The organism is Pseudomonas sp. KT_2_4, from assembly GCF_041410225.1.
Classification (GTDB): Bacteria; Pseudomonadota; Gammaproteobacteria; order Pseudomonadales; family Pseudomonadaceae; genus Aquipseudomonas; species Aquipseudomonas paracarnis.
Genome location: NZ_CP166962.1, coordinates 1,811,791 through 1,829,449 on the forward strand (window position 1 = coordinate 1,811,791; position 17,659 = coordinate 1,829,449).

The window sequence follows — 17,659 nt, forward strand, 5'->3', positions numbered from 1 at the left end:
ACAGATGCTAGTAAAATTAATACTGAAGAGTTTAATAAATTCGCTCCTCCCACTTGTTGCCAATATTCGCCAACTCAATTAGGCCATTTGAATGCGTCCATAGCATTAAACGAAGCCCACGACCTCCACTGCTGACGTGCGTTCTCCAAGCTTTACGACCATCGCGCATTAACTGAGCATTGGAGGTTTCAGAAGTATCAAACGTATCTATTGAATTCTTGGGGTGCCCCGCCAAGGCCCGAATGACGGTCTGAAAAGCTAAACTACTGAAGGCGTGGGTACCAGAGCATTCGTGCCCTAACAGAGAACCTCGAAAATTCTCACCCAAAGTAAAACATTGATCATCAAAACTTTTCGGATCATGCCCATTGGCTGCTAAAAACTGTACAACACCAAAATATAGTGAGCGTTTGAGTTCTGAATCATTTGCAGATTTCTGGTAGAGACTTTCCGCATCGACCCTCAGGATATAGTCAACCAAGTTGTCCGAAATCGATATTTTGTGACTAATCTCTTTAGGCACTTCAAACTGTCCTGGCACTACGCTGGTTATCGTTCCCGTAACAACTGCATCTCGAGGAAAGTCAGGTAAGTGATGATGAAATACGATATGATCGTATCCAAATCCAGCATTTTCGAGGCTCAGATCAACCATCAAGTTCGCAAGGTGCTCTTCTCTATCCGCATCGCTATGAAGGTCAAGATCAACCTCTAACGAAACGTTCTGCCACTCGGCAAGAATCTTCTCATCCACTTTAAGCTGAGCAACATTATTTACTAAGTAAATTACTGTCTTAGTGATGTGATCCGCACCAAAACCAAAATCATGTTTCGCAGGAAAATTCCGCTTAAACAGATCAAAACTAGGATACATTCCTTTATTCTGGAGTTTGAGAAGTGCGTCGGGCTCAAGGAATACTGGTCGCCCTGCCTCGTGCTCGTCCCTAAGTTTTCTGAGGCCTGCGTAATAGTGCTGAATTTTATCTTGCGCGCAGAATGCGCTTGCGAGCAGATAGTCAGCGCTGATCAGAATTCGCATCCCTGCGTTTCCTTGTAATAAGAGGTTTCAGCTTGGGTTGCGGCTTGTCACTGGGATTCTGTCTTTCATTGAATTCCTTACGCGCCGCGGCAACCAATATGTTTTCTACTTCTCGATCACTTTGATCGAAAAATTCGTCGGGCCAGTCCTGAATAACACCAAAACGATTGATCTCGACTTTTCGTATTGAGGAAGCCCCATCATTTTTTTCTATGAAATAAATAGGCGATTCCTCGCCGAGGCGCTCTTGATTACCCTGGGCGATCCGGAGCCTCAACCTATTTATCATATACTCACTGTGGGTCTCTACCAAACACTGCCTGTTAAAACCGGAAATCGCTATGAAGAAATCACAGAGCTTTGACTGAACTTTAGGGTGCAAGTGCAACTCAGGCTGCTCAAGGATCAAAATGTTGTCAGCGTCTGCAAGCAAGCACATTACAAGGATTGGCAAGATCTGACTTACTCCAACCCCGACATGCGTCAGATCTTGAGGATGATCCTTTTCCGAAATATTTACTTTCAGCTCATAACCTAGTTTTCCCTTATCAATTGTTTGGATTTTTTTTACGACTCCCAAATAAGATAACCAGTCATGACAAGCATCTTGAAGTGATGCGGTTTTGTTCGACCAGCTAAATTCTTGGTCTTCGCCTAGCTGTGGCTTAGGATATTTTATGAGTCGTTCTTTATTTGCATGAAGTACCGCAGCAGTATATTCACCTTTCAATCCTATATTTGTGCCAACCTCTTGATCCATGAATGGATAGACGGCAGAAGGCTCATTCCGGAGAGGCTTTAAATATTTGATGCTCTTAGGAAACTCAACCCGCAACTGCTGGCTCGCGGGAGATAGCAACTTCAAATCGTACTCTTCGATACGCGACTCTTTAACTTCAACAGAATCATACCAAATTTCTTGAATCGCTGTACGGTGTTTGTCGACGAACTCTATCAAGGATTGCTGCTGAACTTTCTCCAGGCTTTCTAAAAACTCAAACCATTCGCCAAGCTTGATTTTTTGCTCTAGAAAAGCTTGGGGAAAGAGCTTATTAGTAAGTTTAAAATTTGCAGTAATAAAATCCTCTTGAATGGAAGCAGGCACCTGTTTTTTGTTGGTTTTTTTTTGATCCGAGATACTTACGCCGATACGCGCAAGGGAGCTTAGTAGAGCTGTTTTTAACGCACCTCGCTCATCATCTATACGCTTGTTAACCTCCCTAAATATTTCAGGAGGAAGTTCAATAGGGGACGAGTTTCCGGACGAATGCCGTGCGAACAAATGGATATTCTTTCTGCACATAGCACTCACAATATATGCGGAAAGTTTTTTAGTATGGTTGTACCTTATTAGCAGTTCACGTGGCAGCAAAGGCCCCTTGCAACCTAGCACCTCATGGTCAGGGTATTCTTTTTCTAAAGCCTCATTATCCTTGGATTTTAAATCGACAATTTCATAATCGTAGCTATACGTGCGAACACCCTGTATTATTGGAGCCTTCGCGGGCCTTAACACTATATGCTCTTCCAGTGCCGGATCATCTGGGGTATTTTGAATTCGCATTCTTAGGCTTTGTATTGGTGGGTGAAATACCTCCTCACCTCCGTTGGATTTTTTCTTTGCGCCGAATTCCAAGTCCAGCTCAACTTTCTCAGGCGCATCATTAATGAGCCTTGAACTATCATTATGCAATCTTACTTTAATCCGGGTCGTACTCGAATCGCTATAATTAGATCTAATGTCATCATAAGCCCCCAAGCGAGCTAGGTGACCATTCAAAACTACAGAATTAGAAGTCTGCCGTGCACTTAAAGTCTGACTTAGCAGTAACAGTGCTTGAAGTATAGAGCTTTTTCCACTGCTATTTGAACCACAGAACAGCGTAAGTCGGCCTAGCCGTATCTCGTCCGTTTCTATAAATGATTTTAAATTTGAAAGCTTCAATGTCTCGATCATCGTTTCCTATCCTTGAACGCTGCTGGTCGATTGAGCACGTAAAATCTTATACCTATCTGTCAGAAATATATCCGATTCCATATATATTCGAAGCTAGGACCACGCCTGTATCGTCATGTCATGGTGCCATGTATCGTTGGGTTGTTCACCACCTGTATTTAAATTTTTCAATGATGGTCAATGAAAGCATCGGAGCCAGCCGCGATTCGGTTGCTGCTTCCGGCCTTCGCCCAATGAGCCCTTTTCGCGCCTCACACTGAGCTTATAGGCTGCAATGGGTCGAAAGTCGTCTATCGGTAACGACATCGGGATCTCGCCACGCCCCGCGCAAACAGGGGAAACGTCCGCTTTTGCCCGATTTTTGCCGTTCGTGAAGGACAGCAACCGACCAACCTGATACCCAGAGTTAAACCACCGGTATCCGGTACACAACCGAATCATATTTCTCCGCCATCCGCCTCTCAATGACCACTCCCCCCAGAGCTTCAGCAATACGTCGACTCGCACGGTTCTGCATCGCAACAGGGTAAATGAAGTGCTTTGCTGCCACCCACTGGCTAGACCATTGAACAACCGCCCGCACCGCTTCCCCCCCAAAGCCCAACCCATGTTTATCTTCACGGATCCAGATCCCCAACTCCGGTGTTTCACTGCCGGTATGGTGCAGCCCGACCAAGCCGGTAAAACGAGCACCTACCCGCTCCCTGACTGTGAACACGATGTCGCTGCCATCCGCTATCGCAGGCAGCCACTGCCCCCAGACTTGCGCGTACTCTTCCAGTGAGGCAGGCGGTTCCCAGGACATGTAGCGAGTCAGAGACGGTGAGATACAAGAGAACGACTCAACAGCGTCCTGCTCGCAGAAGGGCTCGATGCTCAGGCGTTGCGAGAGAATGCGGATCGCGTGGGTGTCCACTGGCATTGCAATTTCCTTCCTGGGGGCCGTTACTCCATGTATGCCGTGAACATACCATGCGGGTCGCTTCATCAGTATCAGGCTCTCTATACTGAGCCCCCAGGATGGTAGCTAGAGCACCCAATATGCACGTCGCACCCAATCAAAATTCCCCCATCAGTTTGGTCCCGGTTCAACAACGCGACTTGGATAATCTTGTAGCCATTCGAATCGAGGCCATGCGCGATAGTCTGGAGCGTGTTGGGCGATTTGATCCAGCCCGTGCGCGGGAGCGGTTTGTTGGCGGCTTTGAAGCTCGCGACACACGCTATATCGAGGCAGCTGGAGAGCGGGTGGGTTTCGTAGTGGTGAAACGTCACCACCATGAACTCTTGCTCGACCACTTGTATGTCAGGCCGAGCGCGCAAGGGTCAGGGGTAGGGTCTGCTGTTCTCTCTCAGATTTTCAAAGAGGCGGATGCGGCTGCGCTGCCTATCAAAGTAGGGGCTCTCAAAGAAAGCGCTTCGAATCGCTTTTATACCCGCCATGGCTTCCAGTTCATCGAAAGCAGTGACTTCGACAATTATTATGTTCGCCAGCCTATTCCAGCGATTGGCGCTCATTCCGGAACCATGGGCTGACTGGCACTAGCCCTTCAGCTCACTAGCCCGATTGCTCGCCGCGTCGTCATACGCTACGTACAACGACTCTGCGATTTGGCTTTTGATCGCCTTTGTGGCCTCCAGCCCCAGCACAAAACCCTCGGCTTTACCGCCAGCACGGTTGAGTTCTTCATGGGTGGAGGCGCCAGTAATGGCGTCAAGCAGCTTGGCGGCGTGGGGGCCGACGCCTTTGGGGAGGGAGATCTGGTCGATGGACATTATCGCTACCTTGAAAAATGGAGTTCGGGAGCGAGTGAAACCACTGCCGGGGCTGGCATGGTAGACCTGTTTGCCATGAAAGGGGTCGCTTTACGCGCAGCGGCGCTATTCTTTGCGGCTACGCAGTCAGATGGGGTCATTGGTAAATCTGGAGGGGCTTATGGAGTATTGCGTTGAGGGCTACTGCCTTCGGCCATTGGCATGTGACGATTTCGAGAGGATCAGCCGTTACGAACGCGTCAATCGCAGGCATCTGCAACCCTGGGAGCCGCTCAGGGACGAGGAATACTTCACCACGGGCAACGCCAAGGCCAGGGTCGAGCAGCAGGTCAACAATATGCAGGCTGACAACGCTCTGTGTTTCCTCTTGCTTGCCGAAAGCGGAGAGGTTCTAGCGCGGTGTAACTACACGAACATTGTGAGGGGCGTTTTTCAGGCCTGTCATCTCGGCTTTTCGTTGGCGGAATCTGCCCAAGGTCGCGGTTTGATGAATAAAACGCTTCAGGTCACTAACCGACACTGTTTTGAGCAGTTGGGTCTTCACCGGATCATGGCCAATCATTTGCCCCGCAATGTGCGGAGTGAACGCCTTCTGGAGTCGCTGGGGTTTGAGAAGGAGGGACATGCGCGAGCCTATCTAAAAATCGCTGGCGTTTGGGAGGACCATACGTTGAGATCGTTGATCAACCCTGAACAATAAGCGCCCCACCCCACTTAGGAAAAAGCTGATGTCTACCGAGCCCCTCTGCCTGGTTTTCGTACCCGCCCTGGCAGCCGTGCTGACCGCCGCCGAATCGAAAAAAGGCGCACCTCTCAGCGAAGTCGAAGTGTGCAATATCCGCGACCAGGCCACCTGCATTGCGGTAACCTTCTCCACCGCGTTGGTGATGGAACAAGAACGGGGTTACCCGGATATCGTTGCCGAGGATTGCTGGAATGAGTGGCAACGGTTGCGTCCTTCGCTTCAATAGCGCCCGCTCTGATCAGCATAGGTATCTACACAACTCTGTAGCGCTCAACGGTAACCACGATGCGAAGCGAGCCGCTGTTGATCTTGATCTTGATCTGCTTTTGATCTCAGGCGCCCCGTTAAACCACGCTGGCCGAACGCAGGCTTGAATTCGTGGGTAACCCGGCAGGACGCCGGGTTAGCCGCCCCGCGCCATGGATGGCGCGTGGCGGCGGCCCACGGATTCAAGACTGTGTTCGGGCACACCGAGCCTAGGCGAGGTGCCGAGTGGTGGGGCAAGAGCGCTTTGCTTACTTTCGCGCTTTTCGAAAGTGAGCCGCCGTCAGGGCGGAACCCTAAGTGGCCGTTACCGCAGGAATGGATATGTACTCGGTATAGCTGTGTCGCCTATAAGGCCGCCTTCGCGAGCAAGCCCGCTCCCACAGTTTGATTGCGGGGTGTCAGGTAGATTGGCGTCGGCTGGCAGGCCGCGATCGCAGGCAAGCCAGCTCCCACAGTTGGATCGTGGGGGGTCAGGTAGATTGGCGTCGGCTGGCAGGCCGTCTTCGCAGCGATGCGGCGACCCGACAAGCCAGCTCCCACATTTGGATTTCGGAGCGTCAGATGGATATGCGCCGGCTGTCAGGCCGTCACGGGAGCAAGCTGCCTTGCCACAGATTTAGCGTCGTGCCGAAGTTGTGTAAATACCTATGCTCTGATCAGCCTATCGGCTGAAGCCCCAACCCACTCCCAGGATTCACGGACCTCCTTTTTATGCCGCCAGCCTCACGCGACCACGCCCGTATCGAACGCCGCCTCATCGCAGCCCTGACCGACGCCTGCGAGATCGCAAAGGCCGAAATCCCGGGCTTCGACTGGTTGACCCACACCGTCGACTACCGCGCCTTCCCCCAAAGCCTGCGGGTGATCTGGGTGTTCGACAGCGTTGCGAGCAAGGCTCACGCCCTCGCGACCGGCGCGGACGCCCGTATGCGCGAGCTGACTACCGCCGCGCTGGATGACGCTGACGTGCACGTCCCGAACATCGCCCGCTGCGTCAGTTTCGACTCCGAAGAGGAATGCCACCTTCGGCATGGCGGCGATTGGCGTCGGCGGCTGGCTACTCTCCGGGCGATCTGAATCGTGCCACGGGTTGCTGACTTCGCTATTGCACCTTACACGTCAGCCAAGCCCCCCAGAACAGGCTGCTGAAGAAACGGGTCGCGTCGCCGAAGCCAGCGTCGTGCAACAGCTTCTGCACTGCGGCCTCGGAATGTGGCGGGTCAGCGCCTTGAAGGATTTTGCCGAGCTTGGCCTTCACTTCGTCCGGGGTGGCGCCATGCTGACGCCACCGTTGGCCCCACGCCGCCAGCAGCAACGGCTGGCTGGCATACGCGTAGTGATTGCCCGCGACGATCAGCGGTGCCCCCGGTTTCAGGTGCGCCCGAATCGATCGCAGCATTCGGGCCTTGGCGTCATCACCCTCCAGATGGTGGAGCACACCGATCAAGGTGGCGGCGTCGTATGACGCGTCTGGTGCCAGGTCTTCAAGCGTCCCGAGATGCAGGGTGGTTCTATCAAGCAAGTGGTTGGCTTCCAACTGCTGCCTTGCCGCGTCGAGCATCGGCTGGGAGGGATCAACCGCCATGAAGCGCCATTCCGGTTCAAGGCTGGCCATGGCGATGATCTCCTGCGCCGTACCGCCGGCGCCGACCACAAGTACCTTGGCCGAAGGGGCATCACCAAGGCTTGCCGCGAGCATGCAGGCTGCCAGGTCCTGGCACGCGTCATAGCCCGCCAACGCGATACGGCTTTGTCGTGCGTACTCGTTGGCTCTTGAGGTATCGAATTTGTCAGCAGGATTGGGTGAGGATGAGTTCAAGGCGGTTCTCCGTGGCCTTGACGCAAATTACGTTAACCGTCGCAGTAAGAAAAATGCATTAATTTTATGCGCTGCATTCCCGAGGGGAATGCGGGAGCGTACGAGTGGAGAGGTTGCAGGATCGTACAAGCCTGCTGACCGCTTGCTTGGGTAGTCTGGCCTTCTCATCGACAGGAAGATCCCGCATGACTCAAGCACAGCCTGTAAACCTTGCTCAAAAAGCCTCGCTCATCGACCAGCAATGGAGCCCAAGAGTAGTCGCCGAAATGAACGACTACCAGTTCAAGGTCGTGCGTATCGAGGGTGAATTCATTTGGCATTCGCACCCCGAAACCGATGAAGCGTTCCTGGTGCTTGAAGGCACGTTGCGTATCGACCTGCCGGATGGCCCGGTGTATGTGAAGCCGGGTGAGTGGTATGTGGTGCCGCGTGGCATTGAGCACAGGACCGCCGCCGAAGGTGAAGCCAGGCTGATGATGATCGAGCCAAGGGGCATTTTGAATACCGGGCATGAAGGCGGTGAGCGTACCGCGTTGAATGACCAGTGGATTTGAGCGCTGAGGCTTATTGCCTTTTGTAGGAGCGGGCTTGCTCGCTCCTACTGGCATTCGGGCAAGCCCCAAGCCCTATCGCCTTTGAATCTGCACCGTAGCAAACGTCGGCTCGTCGCGCGCCTGCTCCAGTGTATTTCTGGGCTGTTGCGGGGCCAGGGATTGCCCCTCTGGCCGTAACGCAGGCGGCGGATGCAGGCGCATGTCCGAGCGCTCATCGCTGGGCGCCACGCCGAAGAAATCCCGGTAGCACTTGGAAAAATGCGGCGTGGAGACAAAGCCGCAAATCACCGCCAGTTCGACAATCGAAATGGGCGTCTGCATCAGCAACTGGCGGGCACGGGTCAGGCGCAGTTTGAGGTAATAGCGCGATGGCGTGCAGTACAAGTGCTTCTGGAACATACGCTCCAACTGGCGGCGGGACACGTGCACGTAGGCGGCCAGTTCGTCGAGGTCGATGGGTTCTTCCAGGTTGGCTTCCATCAGGGCGACCACTTCTTGCAGCTTGGGCTGTTGCGTGCCGAGCAGGTGCTTGAGCGGCACGCGTTGGTAGTCGCGCTCGTTGCGAATGCGCTCGTACACGAACATCTGGGAAATCGCCGCCGACAGCGTGTGCCCGTGATCGCGGCCGATCAGGTGCAGCATCATGTCCAGCGGCGCAGTGCCGCCAGAGCTGGTAAAGCGGTTGCCGTCGAGGGTGAACACGCTGGAGCTGACCTTGACGCGGGTAAACGCCTCCTGCATCGACGCCATCAGCTCCCAATGCACGCTGCACTGGAAGCCATCAAGCAACCCCGCCTGGGCCAGCGCCCAACTGCCGGTGCATACCGCGCCGAGACGTTTGCAGTACAGGCGCGCCTGGCTGCGCAACCAAGCGATGAGCGCAGGGCTGATAGCCTGTTGAATGCCGACGCCGCCGCACACGATCACCGCATCAAAACCGCGCTGGTCCTGCGCGCACGCATCCGGGGTCACCGACACGCCATCGCTGGCCCACACCGGCTGGCCGTCCAGGCTCAGGGTTTGCCAACGGTAGAGCTCTTCGCCCGCCAATTGGTTGGCCATGCGCAGCGGCTCGACGGCACACGACAGCGATATCAGCGTGAATTGGTCCAGCAGCAAAAAGCCGATGGTCTGGCAAACAGGTGCCTCGGTTTCCATCACCGCTACCCCACGGGCGTGATCAGGACTGTTCCAGCGCCACCGGCTTGGGTGCCCGGTTGTGCTGGCGCGACGTGACCAGGCCGATAAAGGAAATCACCAACGCCAGGCCAATGGTCGAGGACACTTCGGTGCGGTGCTCGGGCGTCACCATCATTACCCCCAGGGCCAGGCAGATGAACACGATCACCAGGTAAGTCAGCCAGGGAAACAGCCACATGCGAAAGGTCAACTCGACGTTCTGCCGAAGCAGCAAGCGACGCATACGCAGTTGCGAGATAGCGATCACCAGGTACACCAACAACGCGATGGCGCCGGAGCTGGCGAGCAGGAACTGGAACAGACCGGCCGGCATGAAGTAGCTCAGCAACGTAATGCCCGCACCGATGATGGTGCTGGCGATCACCGCAGCCCTGGGCACGCCCGCCTTTGAGGTGATTTTAAGTGCCGGTGGCGCATCGCCGCGTTTGCCCAGGGAAAACAACATGCGCGAGGAAATGTAGATTGAGGAGTTCATGCAACTGGCTACCGCGATCAACACCACCACATCGACCATGAACTTGGCGTTGGGGATGTTCATAATTTCCAGTGCACGCTGATAGGAACCCACGGACGCCAGTAGCGGATCGTTCCAGGGCACCACGGAAATCACGACGGAGATCGACAACAGGTAGAACACGCCAATGCGCCAGATCACCGAGCGGGTAGCCTTGGCGATGTTCTGCGCCGGGTTGCTCGATTCCGCTGCGGCGATGGTCACCGCCTCAGTGCCGATGAAGCTGAACATGATGGTAATGAACGCGCCTACCACCGCCGACAGGCCGTTGGGGGCGAAACCGCCGTGTTCTTCCATCAAGCGGCTCAAGCCGCTGGCTTCGCGATCCGGGATCCAGCCCATGAGGACGCTGAAGCCCAGGCCGATAAAGCCGACGATGGCGATCACCTTGGCCATGGCGAACCAGAATTCGAATTCGCCGTATTTGGCCACGCTGAACAGATTGGTGATCACCAGCAGAACGATTGAGATCAACGCAAACAGCCACGCATCGACCTGAGGGAACCACTGATTGAGCACATGCCCGGCGGCCAAGGCTTCGATGGGAATGACCAGCACCCAGAACCACCAATACAACCAGCCGATGGTAAACCCCGCCCACGGGCCGATGGCCTGGTCGGCGTAGGTGGAAAACGAACCGGTGTCCGGGCGCGCCACCGCCATCTCCCCCAGCATGCGCATGACCAGCACCACCAGCAGGCCGGAGAACAGGTAAGCCAGCAACACCGCTGGCCCTGCTGCGGCGATGGCATGTCCGGAGCCGACAAACAACCCCGCGCCGATGATGCCGGCGATGGACAACATAGTCACGTGGCGGGGCTTGAAGCCTTGCGCCAGCTGACCGTTAGAATCGTTGGGAGTCGGGCTAATCATTGTTTTTGTTGTGCTCAGGCGGCCAATGACCCTCACCTTAAGTGCGCGGGGCCCGGTACAAGTAGCCTGGTTACGCCATCATCGAGTCTGATATCGACATTGGTCATGGCGGTGCACGGGTTTACCGAGCGTCACGCCTTACTCTTGAACGCTGCGTATGAGCGAGCCAAACAGCTCCCCACGCGGCATCTTGTCCAGTGGGATACCGGCATTCTCGAACCACTCCTGGCCGGCTTCCGGATGCGGCCCGCTCAGCACCACAACGCCTTTCTGGTAGGCATAGCGCGCCGCTGCCACATCGCCATTGCGGTAAGTGGCGAGGGTCCTGTAGGGCGCGGCGGCACTGGCCTTGGGAAAGTACGGGCCGTCCTGATAGAACACATGATCAGCCTGGCCGTCCCACGTCACCCGCACAGCAGCGTCGTCGATACCGGTCACTTCAAAACCGGGGCGGCCGGCTTCGGTGTCCAGCGCCTGGGGGATCAGCCCGAGATTGTTGTCGTCCGCCAGGTAGGCGCCCATGCACAGGCCCAGGTAACGGCCACCCTTGGCAACATAGTCGCGGATAGCCTCGGCACGCTCATCACCGAGACTGTCGAGGGCGCCGGGGATGTCCTGGCCGCCGCCGGGTTGTACATAAAGGTCGTAGCGGGCCAGGGTGTGTGGGGTGATGTCGATGGGTTCGTCGGCACCCACGAAGTCGATCTGGTAATTCGGGTTGAGACGCTGCAAGGCGGTTTTCACGTTTTCCGAGCAGTCCGGGCAGCCTGCCGGGCCTCGGTAGATGGCGACATGGGTAATGGGGCCTGCGCCGTGTACGGGTAAAGGGTGCAGCGTCGCAACGGCGAGAAACGTGGCAGCGAGGGCAGGCAGTTTCATGGGCTCGGCTCAACGGTCAGTTGAATGGGTTTGATCCAGTGGTCGCAGCGCCAAGCCTATAACGATGAGCCTTTTGAATTCGTGAAGAGTTGTAAATCCACGGGGGCCACTCATCCACTTCCCAGCATCTGCCATAACGACGCGCCTACGCCGGTAATGCTCTCACCGGCGATCAGCCCCGCCGCTGCCGTGATCGCAAAGCGCTGCGTCACACTTGGCCAGCGACAGCTCACGGCCCAGGTCATGATCGCGCCAAGGGCCATCATCAGCGACACCGACGCAGGCAAGACAAACGCCAGTCCCAAGGCTGCCGCACTCGGCAGGTAGCGGGCGCGATGGGTGGGTAATGTGCTGTCGAGTATGCCCAGCAGCACGCCGAACAAGCTTGCAATGCCGATGGCCCAGCGGATGCTGGGGGACAGTGAATCCAAACCGTGCGTCAGGGTTTGGGCCACGGCTTTCCAGGTGGCGACGGCCGGGGCTGGCCATTGTTCGGTGAGCAGCATGGTTTGCGGGTCGGGGATCAACGCCAGGTACGCGAATACGCCGACGATGCTGCCGACAAAAATCCCAAGAATCTGGGCGATAACCTGTTTGTGCGGCGTCGCGCCAATCGCCTTGCCCACCTTGAAGTCATTCATCAGGTCCGTGCACTGCCCCGCCGAACCGCCAGCGGTGTTGGCGCTCATCAGGTTGATCGGTACCTGGCCGGGCGCAGCGATACCAAAGCTCAGCTGGGACAGTTGCCCGATGGCGCCAATGGGCGGAATACCGGTAGCCCCCACCACCCGCGCAGCGACGGCGGCCAGGCAGATCGCCAGGGGAATGGTCAGCAGCGCCATCCCAAGGTTGATACCGAACAACAGCGCTTGCAGGCTCACCACCAACACTATCGCCAGCGCGAACCCCACGGCAGGCCCAGGCTTGGGAACCGCCCAGGGCGTGCCGCCAGCCGCTCGGGTTGAGCGATGCAACGCCCACAGGCGAATCGCCAGGGACGCCAGGGTGGAACACACCATCAGGCTCACGCCGGGCCACAGCAGCCACTCCACCAGCGCGGCAAATTGCGGGCCGCTGCTGTCAGCGGGCAAGCTCACCAAGCCATTGGCCAACAGCCACGGCCCCAGCCCGCCCCATGCCAGCAAAGCGCCGAGCAGCAGGGTCAGGCCCACGCGAATGCCGATGATGCCGCCGAACCCCAGCAACAGCAGAGAGGGGTCGGCGGTGAAGGTCAGGCGCTCCAACTGGGCGTTCGGCGACCAGCGCGGGAAGGCCCACATAAAGGTATCCACCCACTTGACCAACCCGGACAACAACGCTGCGCCGAGCAGCACTTTCAAGCGCGTGGCGGCTTCGCTGCCATGGTTGTAGATGTGCAGCAGGGTTTCCAGGGTGGCCATGCCTTCGGGAAATTTCAGCGCCTTGTCATTGAGCAATGAAGGCCGCAGGTACCACGCGATCCAGATCCCCAGGAAGCTCACCGAAAACACCCAGGCGATCATCGGCAGCGCGGCCAGTTGGTTGCCGGTGAGCAAGGTATAAGCCGGGATGGGCGCGACCAGCCCGCCGGAAATAATCGACGCCGCGGCTGAGGCCACGGTCTGGTTGATATTGCTCTCGTGCAGGGTCCACGGCAGGTGTTCAGCGGAACGCCGGGCCAAGCCCTGCCAGAGGCCATAACCGATCAGCAAGGCGATGATCGACATGTTGAACGACCAGCCGATCTTCAAGCCTGCGTACACATTGGAAGGGGTCAGCAGGATGCCCAGCACGATCCCGGTGATGACTGCCCGCAGGCTCAGTTCGCGCTCTACGGGCGCGATTGACGAGGTGGAGTGCATGCAGATTCCTTTCGAGAAAAGCCAGTGCCACGTTTCAAGTGAGCGCAGGGAGATTCGAAGGTTCACCTGTTGAACCTGGGTCTAAGGCTGTAAATGTGGGAGCGGGCTTGCTCGCGAAGGCGTCGGCCCAGCAAACATCGAGGCTGACTGACCCACCGCTTTCGCGAGCAAGCCCGCTCCCACAGGAGATCTGCGCTTAACTGACTGGCATTAGGGCAAGCCTCCTCCAACATGGCTTCTGGCTATTTGGCGAACGCGTATTCCCCACCCCGCTCCACCGCCTTGCGATAAGCCGGCCGCGCCTGGAGCTTTTGCAGCCACGCCGCGAGGTTCGGGTAGGCCTGCAATTTGCCCTGGGCCTGGGCGACTTCGCCGATAAAGCTCATCTGGATATCCGCGCCGCTGAGTGCGTCGCCCACCAGGTACGGCGTGTGGCCCAGCACATCATTCAGGTAGCCCAGGTAGTTGGCCAGCTCCGATTCAATCCGCGGATGCAGCGGCGCACCCGCTTCACCCAGGCGTCCGACGTAGAGGTTGAGCATCAGCGGCAGCATGGCCGAGCCTTCGGCAAAATGCAGCCATTGCACATAGCTGTCGTAGGCATCGGTGGCCGGGTCGGGTTGCAGTTGGCCGTTGCCGTGGCGGCGGATGAGGTAGTCGATGATCGCGGCGGACTCGATCAGCACACGCGAGCCGTCTTCGATCACCGGGGATTTGCCCAGGGGGTGAATGGCCTTGAGCTCAGGCGGCGCCAGGTTGGTCTTGGCGTCGCGCTGGTAGCGTTTGATGTCGTAGGGCAGGCCCAGTTCTTCAAGCGCCCACAGGATACGTTGTGAGCGGGAATTGTTGAGGTGGTGAACAGTGATCATCGAGGCAACACCTTGGGGGGATTTAAGAGAAGACTACAGCGTAGCGGTGAAGTGCCGCGAATGTCGCCAGGCAGCACCGGCCTGCACGATCGAATGTGGGAGATGTCGAGCTTTAGCGAGGCTTCGAAGGCTGCGGCATTCACGACATGGATGTTGCCTGATACACCGCTCGAAGCCTCGCTAAGGCTCCACATCTCCCACACTGGACCGGTGGCGGTCAGGCGAGCAACTGATCGATCCACTTCACCTGCTGCACGATCTCCTGCACTTTCTGCTCGGGCACCGCCTGCCGCGCCTGTTCGAGGCTGGCCAATGTCTTGCGCTTCTGGCGCAACATCCGTTGCCATTTCGCCACAAACGCCGGGCTGCGGGCCTGCATTTGCAGCGGGCCGAAGTACAGTTGCTCGGCGGTATAGGTGACCGCCTCGGCGCGTTCGGCAACGATGATTTCGTAGTAGAAGCGGTTTTCCAGCAGCAGCTCCTCGTGCAGGATCCGGTAGCCGTTGTCCATCAACCATTGGCGCAGGGGCTGCTCGCCGCCGTTGGGCTGCAGGATCAGGCGTTCCCGGCCATTGAGGTGCGCCTTGCCGCTTTCGAGAATGTCGCGGATCGTCTCGCCGCCCATGCCGCACAGGCTGATGGCGGTAATGTCATCGCCGGCTTGAATCGCCGCCAAACCATCGGCCAGGCGCACGGTGATGTGCTGCCTCAGGCCGTTGTCGGCCACGGTACGGCTGGCCGCCTGAAACGGTGTCGCGGCCACTTCCCCCGCCACGGCCGCCGCAATAGCGCCGCGGTGTATCAGGGCCACCGGCAGGTAGGCGTGGTCGGAGCCGATATCGGCCAGGCGGGCACCCGTCGGTATGTGCGCGGCAACGCGCTCCAGGCGCTGGGACAAGGTGTGTTCGTTCAACGGTGATTCCTTAAGAGTGCCCGGAAAATCGATCCCGGCTGTTGGTCAAGTGCAGCACCATGGCCGCCCGTGCGGCGTCCGGGTCCTGGCGCTTGATAGCGTTGTAGATGGCCTCGTGTTCCAGGCTCGCCAACTGCCCCAGTTGGGCAAAGTCCGCGCCGCCGCGCTCGACGGCATTCACCTGGGTGCGCGGAATCATCGCCGTGCCCAGGTGCTGCATGATGTCGGTGAAAAAGGTATTGCCGGTGGCTTCGGCGATCAGTTGGTGAAAGCGCTTGTCCTCCTCCACACAGCTGTCGTTGTTGGCCAGGGAGGCTTGGTAGTCGTCCAGCGCCTGGCGCATGTGGGCCAGTTGTGCCTCGCTCCTGCGCAGCGCGGCCAACGCCACCGCTTGCACTTCCAGGCCCAGGCGCAATTCGAGCATGTTGCGCACGCTGGCGACCGTGTCCACATGCAAGCGCAGGCCCGGCTGCGTGTGCTGCTCCAGCACAAAGGTGCCGATGCCGTGACGCGTCTCCACCAGCCCCGACGCCTGCAGCTTGGACAAGGCCTCACGCACCACGGTACGGCTCACCCCATGCTCAAGCACGATGGTGGATTCGGACGGCAGTTTTTCACCCGGCTTGAGTTGTCCCAACTGGATGCGCTGGGTCAGTGCCTCGACCACGCCCTGGGCCAGGTTGGCGGAACGTTTACGCACAGGCGGCGTGCTTTTAATCGGCATCGAGACGGGTCCACGGGGTTGGGCTGGGGGGAGCTTATCACCCTGAGCGCACGGGGCGATGGGTGGTGGCGAAAAACACCCAACTTGTATGACAACACACTCATCCCACCTCACCCGACCCTGTCTTCGCTTTGAGAGAAGCGCACACCCCGAGCCGTCACCAGCGGGGCAAAACCCAATAAAATCTGGCAAATAACCAAACTAGCCAATCTCAATACCGGCTTATAAGAACAAAAACAGCCCTCACAGGATTGCGGCCTTCAAAAAACAACTTGTATGATGTCTGTCAACAAAACACCAAACCCGCATAAAAATAATCAGGGGGAGTTTTCATTCGTGAAGCATTCAAGCCCAGCATCTGCCGTACCCGAAAGTGATTCAGCGCTCGCCCGCGCCGTGAGCAAAGTGAAGGGTCATGTGCTCCCACTGTTCGTGGTCATGTTCATCCTCAACTACATCGACCGGGTCAATATCGGCTTCGTGCGCACGCACATGGAGCATGACCTGGGGATCGGCGCAGCGGCCTACGGCTTCGGCGCCGGGCTGTTCTTCATTGGCTATGCGCTGTTCGAAGTGCCGTCCAACATGCTGCTGCAAAAAGTCGGCGCGCGTATCTGGCTGACCCGCATCATGTTCACCTGGGGCATCGTCGCCACGCTGATGGCGTTTATCCAGAACGAAACCCACTTCTACATCCTGCGTTTCCTGCTGGGTGTGGCGGAAGCAGGATTCTTCCCGGGCGTGATCTATTACTTCACGCGCTGGTTGCCCGGCGTGGAGCGTGGCAAGGCCATCGCGATCTTCCTCAGTGGCTCGGCGGTGGCGTCGTTGATCTCCGGGCCGTTGTCGGGCGCGTTGTTGCAGATCGAAGGCTTTGGTTTGCATGGCTGGCAATGGATGTTCGGCATCGAGGGCCTGGCCTCGGTGGCGCTGGGCTTCTTCGTGTGGTTCTGGCTCGACTCCAAACCCCACGACGCCAAGTGGTTGAGCCGCGAAGAGCAGGATGCGCTGGTGGGCGCCATCGATCAGGAGCAACGTGATCGCGAAGCCCTGACCACGGTGAAACCCACCCTCGGCAAGCTGCTCAAAGACCGCCAGATCCTGCTGTTCTGCGCTCTGTACTTCTGCATTCAATTGACGATCTACGCCGCCACCTTCTGGCTGCCCAGCATCATCAAGAAAATGGGCGACCTAAGTGATGTGCAGGTGGGTTTCTTCAACTCGATCCCCTGGCTGATCTCGATCATTGCCATGTACGCCTTCGCGTCGCTGTCGGGCAAGTTCAAGTTCCAGCAAGCCTGGGTCGCGGCGGCCCTGCTGATAGCGGCGGCCGGCATGTTCATGTCCACCACCGGCGGGCCGATCTTCGCTTTCGTGGCGATCTGTTTTGCCGCCATAGGGTTCAAGTCCGCGTCGTCGCTGTTCTGGCCGATCCCCCAGGGCTACCTGGATGTGCGCATCGCCGCCGCGGTGATCGCGCTGATCAACTCCATTGGCAACCTGGGCGGTTTTGTGGCGCCGACTACCTTCGGCTTTCTCGAACAAACCACCGGCTCGATACAGGGCGGGCTGTATGGCCTGGCCTGCACCTCGGTGCTCGCGGCCATCCTGGTGTTCTTTGCCAAGACCTCTCCCTCTGCCGTGTTGGCCGTGCCCGACGGTGCCGCCATCAGCAAACCTCTTTGAACT

At 57.4% G+C, this 17,659-nt stretch carries 18 protein-coding genes; 6 read left to right on the plus strand and 12 right to left on the minus strand.

The genetic code is table 11. The features are described from left to right. Positions 1-31: 31 nt before the first annotated feature. From AB9N64_RS08260 to AB9N64_RS08270, 3 genes are all read right to left on the minus strand, one after another. Entirely contained in the window at positions 32-1,039 is a 1,008-nt protein-coding gene (locus tag AB9N64_RS08260) for a hypothetical protein (protein ID WP_371360163.1), read from the minus strand. After that, complete coding sequence (locus AB9N64_RS08265) at positions 1,017-2,996, minus strand: DUF3696 domain-containing protein (RefSeq protein ID WP_371360164.1); 1,980 nt, start codon at positions 2,994-2,996, stop codon at positions 1,017-1,019. Before AB9N64_RS08265 ends, AB9N64_RS08260 begins: the two co-directional genes overlap by 23 nt. Positions 2,997-3,402: 406 nt before the next feature. Further along, a complete protein-coding gene (locus AB9N64_RS08270) occupies positions 3,403-3,918 on the minus strand; it encodes a GNAT family N-acetyltransferase (protein WP_371360165.1) in 516 nt (171 codons plus the stop codon). Positions 3,919-4,037: 119 nt separating this feature from the next. On the opposite strand from AB9N64_RS08270, the gene AB9N64_RS08275 reads away from it, so the two are divergent. Next, positions 4,038-4,532, plus strand: coding sequence for a GNAT family N-acetyltransferase (locus tag AB9N64_RS08275; protein ID WP_371360166.1), 495 nt, complete (start codon positions 4,038-4,040; stop codon positions 4,530-4,532). Between the two features lie 6 nt (positions 4,533-4,538). Here the strand turns inward: AB9N64_RS08275 and AB9N64_RS08280 are convergent, their stop codons facing one another. Further along, positions 4,539-4,772 (minus strand): hypothetical protein, encoded by a 234-nt coding sequence (locus AB9N64_RS08280; protein WP_020302473.1) that lies wholly within the window; start codon positions 4,770-4,772, stop codon positions 4,539-4,541. A 160-nt stretch (positions 4,773-4,932) separates the two neighbouring features. Here AB9N64_RS08280 and AB9N64_RS08285 point away from each other — a divergent pair, with 160 nt between their 5' ends. From AB9N64_RS08285 to AB9N64_RS08295, 3 genes are all read left to right on the plus strand, one after another. After that, positions 4,933-5,472, plus strand: coding sequence for a GNAT family N-acetyltransferase (locus AB9N64_RS08285; RefSeq protein WP_371360167.1), 540 nt, complete (start codon positions 4,933-4,935; stop codon positions 5,470-5,472). Positions 5,473-5,500: 28 nt separating this feature from the next. Next, positions 5,501-5,743, plus strand: coding sequence for a hypothetical protein (locus tag AB9N64_RS08290; protein ID WP_371360168.1), 243 nt, complete (start codon positions 5,501-5,503; stop codon positions 5,741-5,743). A gap of 752 nt (positions 5,744-6,495) precedes the next feature. Next, positions 6,496-6,861: a hypothetical protein gene (locus tag AB9N64_RS08295; RefSeq protein ID WP_020302475.1), complete on the plus strand. Its 366-nt coding sequence runs from the start codon at positions 6,496-6,498 to the stop codon at positions 6,859-6,861. A gap of 25 nt (positions 6,862-6,886) precedes the next feature. Here AB9N64_RS08295 and AB9N64_RS08300 read toward each other — a convergent pair whose 3' ends face one another. Beyond that, positions 6,887-7,603 (minus strand): class I SAM-dependent methyltransferase, encoded by a 717-nt coding sequence (locus tag AB9N64_RS08300; protein ID WP_371360169.1) that lies wholly within the window; start codon positions 7,601-7,603, stop codon positions 6,887-6,889. A gap of 185 nt (positions 7,604-7,788) precedes the next feature. Here AB9N64_RS08300 and AB9N64_RS08305 point away from each other — a divergent pair, with 185 nt between their 5' ends. Next, a complete protein-coding gene (locus AB9N64_RS08305) occupies positions 7,789-8,157 on the plus strand; it encodes a cupin domain-containing protein (RefSeq protein WP_371360170.1) in 369 nt (122 codons plus the stop codon). Between the two features lie 72 nt (positions 8,158-8,229). Here AB9N64_RS08305 and AB9N64_RS08310 read toward each other — a convergent pair whose 3' ends face one another. From AB9N64_RS08310 to AB9N64_RS08340, 7 genes are all read right to left on the minus strand, one after another. Next, on the minus strand, positions 8,230-9,315 hold the full coding sequence (locus AB9N64_RS08310; protein WP_371360171.1) for a GlxA family transcriptional regulator: 1,086 nt from the start codon (positions 9,313-9,315) through the stop codon (positions 8,230-8,232). Between the two features lie 22 nt (positions 9,316-9,337). After that, positions 9,338-10,744: an amino acid permease gene (locus tag AB9N64_RS08315; protein WP_130175190.1), complete on the minus strand. Its 1,407-nt coding sequence runs from the start codon at positions 10,742-10,744 to the stop codon at positions 9,338-9,340. A 138-nt stretch (positions 10,745-10,882) separates the two neighbouring features. Further along, complete coding sequence (locus tag AB9N64_RS08320) at positions 10,883-11,623, minus strand: BPL-N domain-containing protein (protein ID WP_014719200.1); 741 nt, start codon at positions 11,621-11,623, stop codon at positions 10,883-10,885. Positions 11,624-11,733: 110 nt separating this feature from the next. Continuing rightward, the gene (locus AB9N64_RS08325; RefSeq protein ID WP_130175191.1) at positions 11,734-13,464 is read right to left on the minus strand and encodes an OPT family oligopeptide transporter; all 1,731 of its coding nucleotides are present in this window, start codon (positions 13,462-13,464) and stop codon (positions 11,734-11,736) included. A gap of 242 nt (positions 13,465-13,706) precedes the next feature. Then, a complete protein-coding gene (locus AB9N64_RS08330; RefSeq protein WP_034126187.1) occupies positions 13,707-14,333 on the minus strand; it encodes a glutathione S-transferase family protein in 627 nt (208 codons plus the stop codon). 217 nt (positions 14,334-14,550) lie between these two features. Continuing rightward, a complete protein-coding gene (locus tag AB9N64_RS08335; protein WP_014719203.1) occupies positions 14,551-15,246 on the minus strand; it encodes a tRNA (adenine(22)-N(1))-methyltransferase TrmK in 696 nt (231 codons plus the stop codon). A gap of 10 nt (positions 15,247-15,256) precedes the next feature. Next, positions 15,257-15,970, minus strand: a complete 714-nt coding sequence (locus AB9N64_RS08340) for a FadR/GntR family transcriptional regulator (RefSeq protein WP_014719204.1) — start codon at positions 15,968-15,970, stop codon at positions 15,257-15,259. Positions 15,971-16,306: 336 nt separating this feature from the next. Between AB9N64_RS08340 and AB9N64_RS08345 the strand changes: the two genes are divergently transcribed. Further along, on the plus strand, positions 16,307-17,656 hold the full coding sequence (locus tag AB9N64_RS08345; protein WP_019817553.1) for an MFS transporter: 1,350 nt from the start codon (positions 16,307-16,309) through the stop codon (positions 17,654-17,656). Positions 17,657-17,659: the final 3 nt, after the last annotated feature.

Bases quoted from the DNA above. Each gene is read 5' to 3' on its own strand.
- AB9N64_RS08260 (WP_371360163.1), bottom strand. From the start codon at position 1,039: ATGCGAATTCTGATCAGCGCTGACTATCTGCTCGCAAGCGCATTCTGC.
- AB9N64_RS08265 (WP_371360164.1), bottom strand. From the start codon at position 2,996: ATGATCGAGACATTGAAGCTTTCAAATTTAAAATCATTTATAGAAACG.
- AB9N64_RS08270 (WP_371360165.1), bottom strand. From the start codon at position 3,918: ATGCCAGTGGACACCCACGCGATCCGCATTCTCTCGCAACGCCTGAGC.
- AB9N64_RS08275 (WP_371360166.1), top strand. From the start codon at position 4,038: ATGCACGTCGCACCCAATCAAAATTCCCCCATCAGTTTGGTCCCGGTT.
- AB9N64_RS08280 (WP_020302473.1), bottom strand. From the start codon at position 4,772: ATGTCCATCGACCAGATCTCCCTCCCCAAAGGCGTCGGCCCCCACGCC.
- AB9N64_RS08285 (WP_371360167.1), top strand. From the start codon at position 4,933: ATGGAGTATTGCGTTGAGGGCTACTGCCTTCGGCCATTGGCATGTGAC.
- AB9N64_RS08290 (WP_371360168.1), top strand. From the start codon at position 5,501: ATGTCTACCGAGCCCCTCTGCCTGGTTTTCGTACCCGCCCTGGCAGCC.
- AB9N64_RS08295 (WP_020302475.1), top strand. From the start codon at position 6,496: ATGCCGCCAGCCTCACGCGACCACGCCCGTATCGAACGCCGCCTCATC.
- AB9N64_RS08305 (WP_371360170.1), top strand. From the start codon at position 7,789: ATGACTCAAGCACAGCCTGTAAACCTTGCTCAAAAAGCCTCGCTCATC.
- AB9N64_RS08310 (WP_371360171.1), bottom strand. From the start codon at position 9,315: ATGGAAACCGAGGCACCTGTTTGCCAGACCATCGGCTTTTTGCTGCTG.
- AB9N64_RS08315 (WP_130175190.1), bottom strand. From the start codon at position 10,744: ATGATTAGCCCGACTCCCAACGATTCTAACGGTCAGCTGGCGCAAGGC.
- AB9N64_RS08320 (WP_014719200.1), bottom strand. From the start codon at position 11,623: ATGAAACTGCCTGCCCTCGCTGCCACGTTTCTCGCCGTTGCGACGCTG.
- AB9N64_RS08325 (WP_130175191.1), bottom strand. From the start codon at position 13,464: ATGCACTCCACCTCGTCAATCGCGCCCGTAGAGCGCGAACTGAGCCTG.
- AB9N64_RS08330 (WP_034126187.1), bottom strand. From the start codon at position 14,333: ATGATCACTGTTCACCACCTCAACAATTCCCGCTCACAACGTATCCTG.
- AB9N64_RS08340 (WP_014719204.1), bottom strand. From the start codon at position 15,970: ATGCCGATTAAAAGCACGCCGCCTGTGCGTAAACGTTCCGCCAACCTG.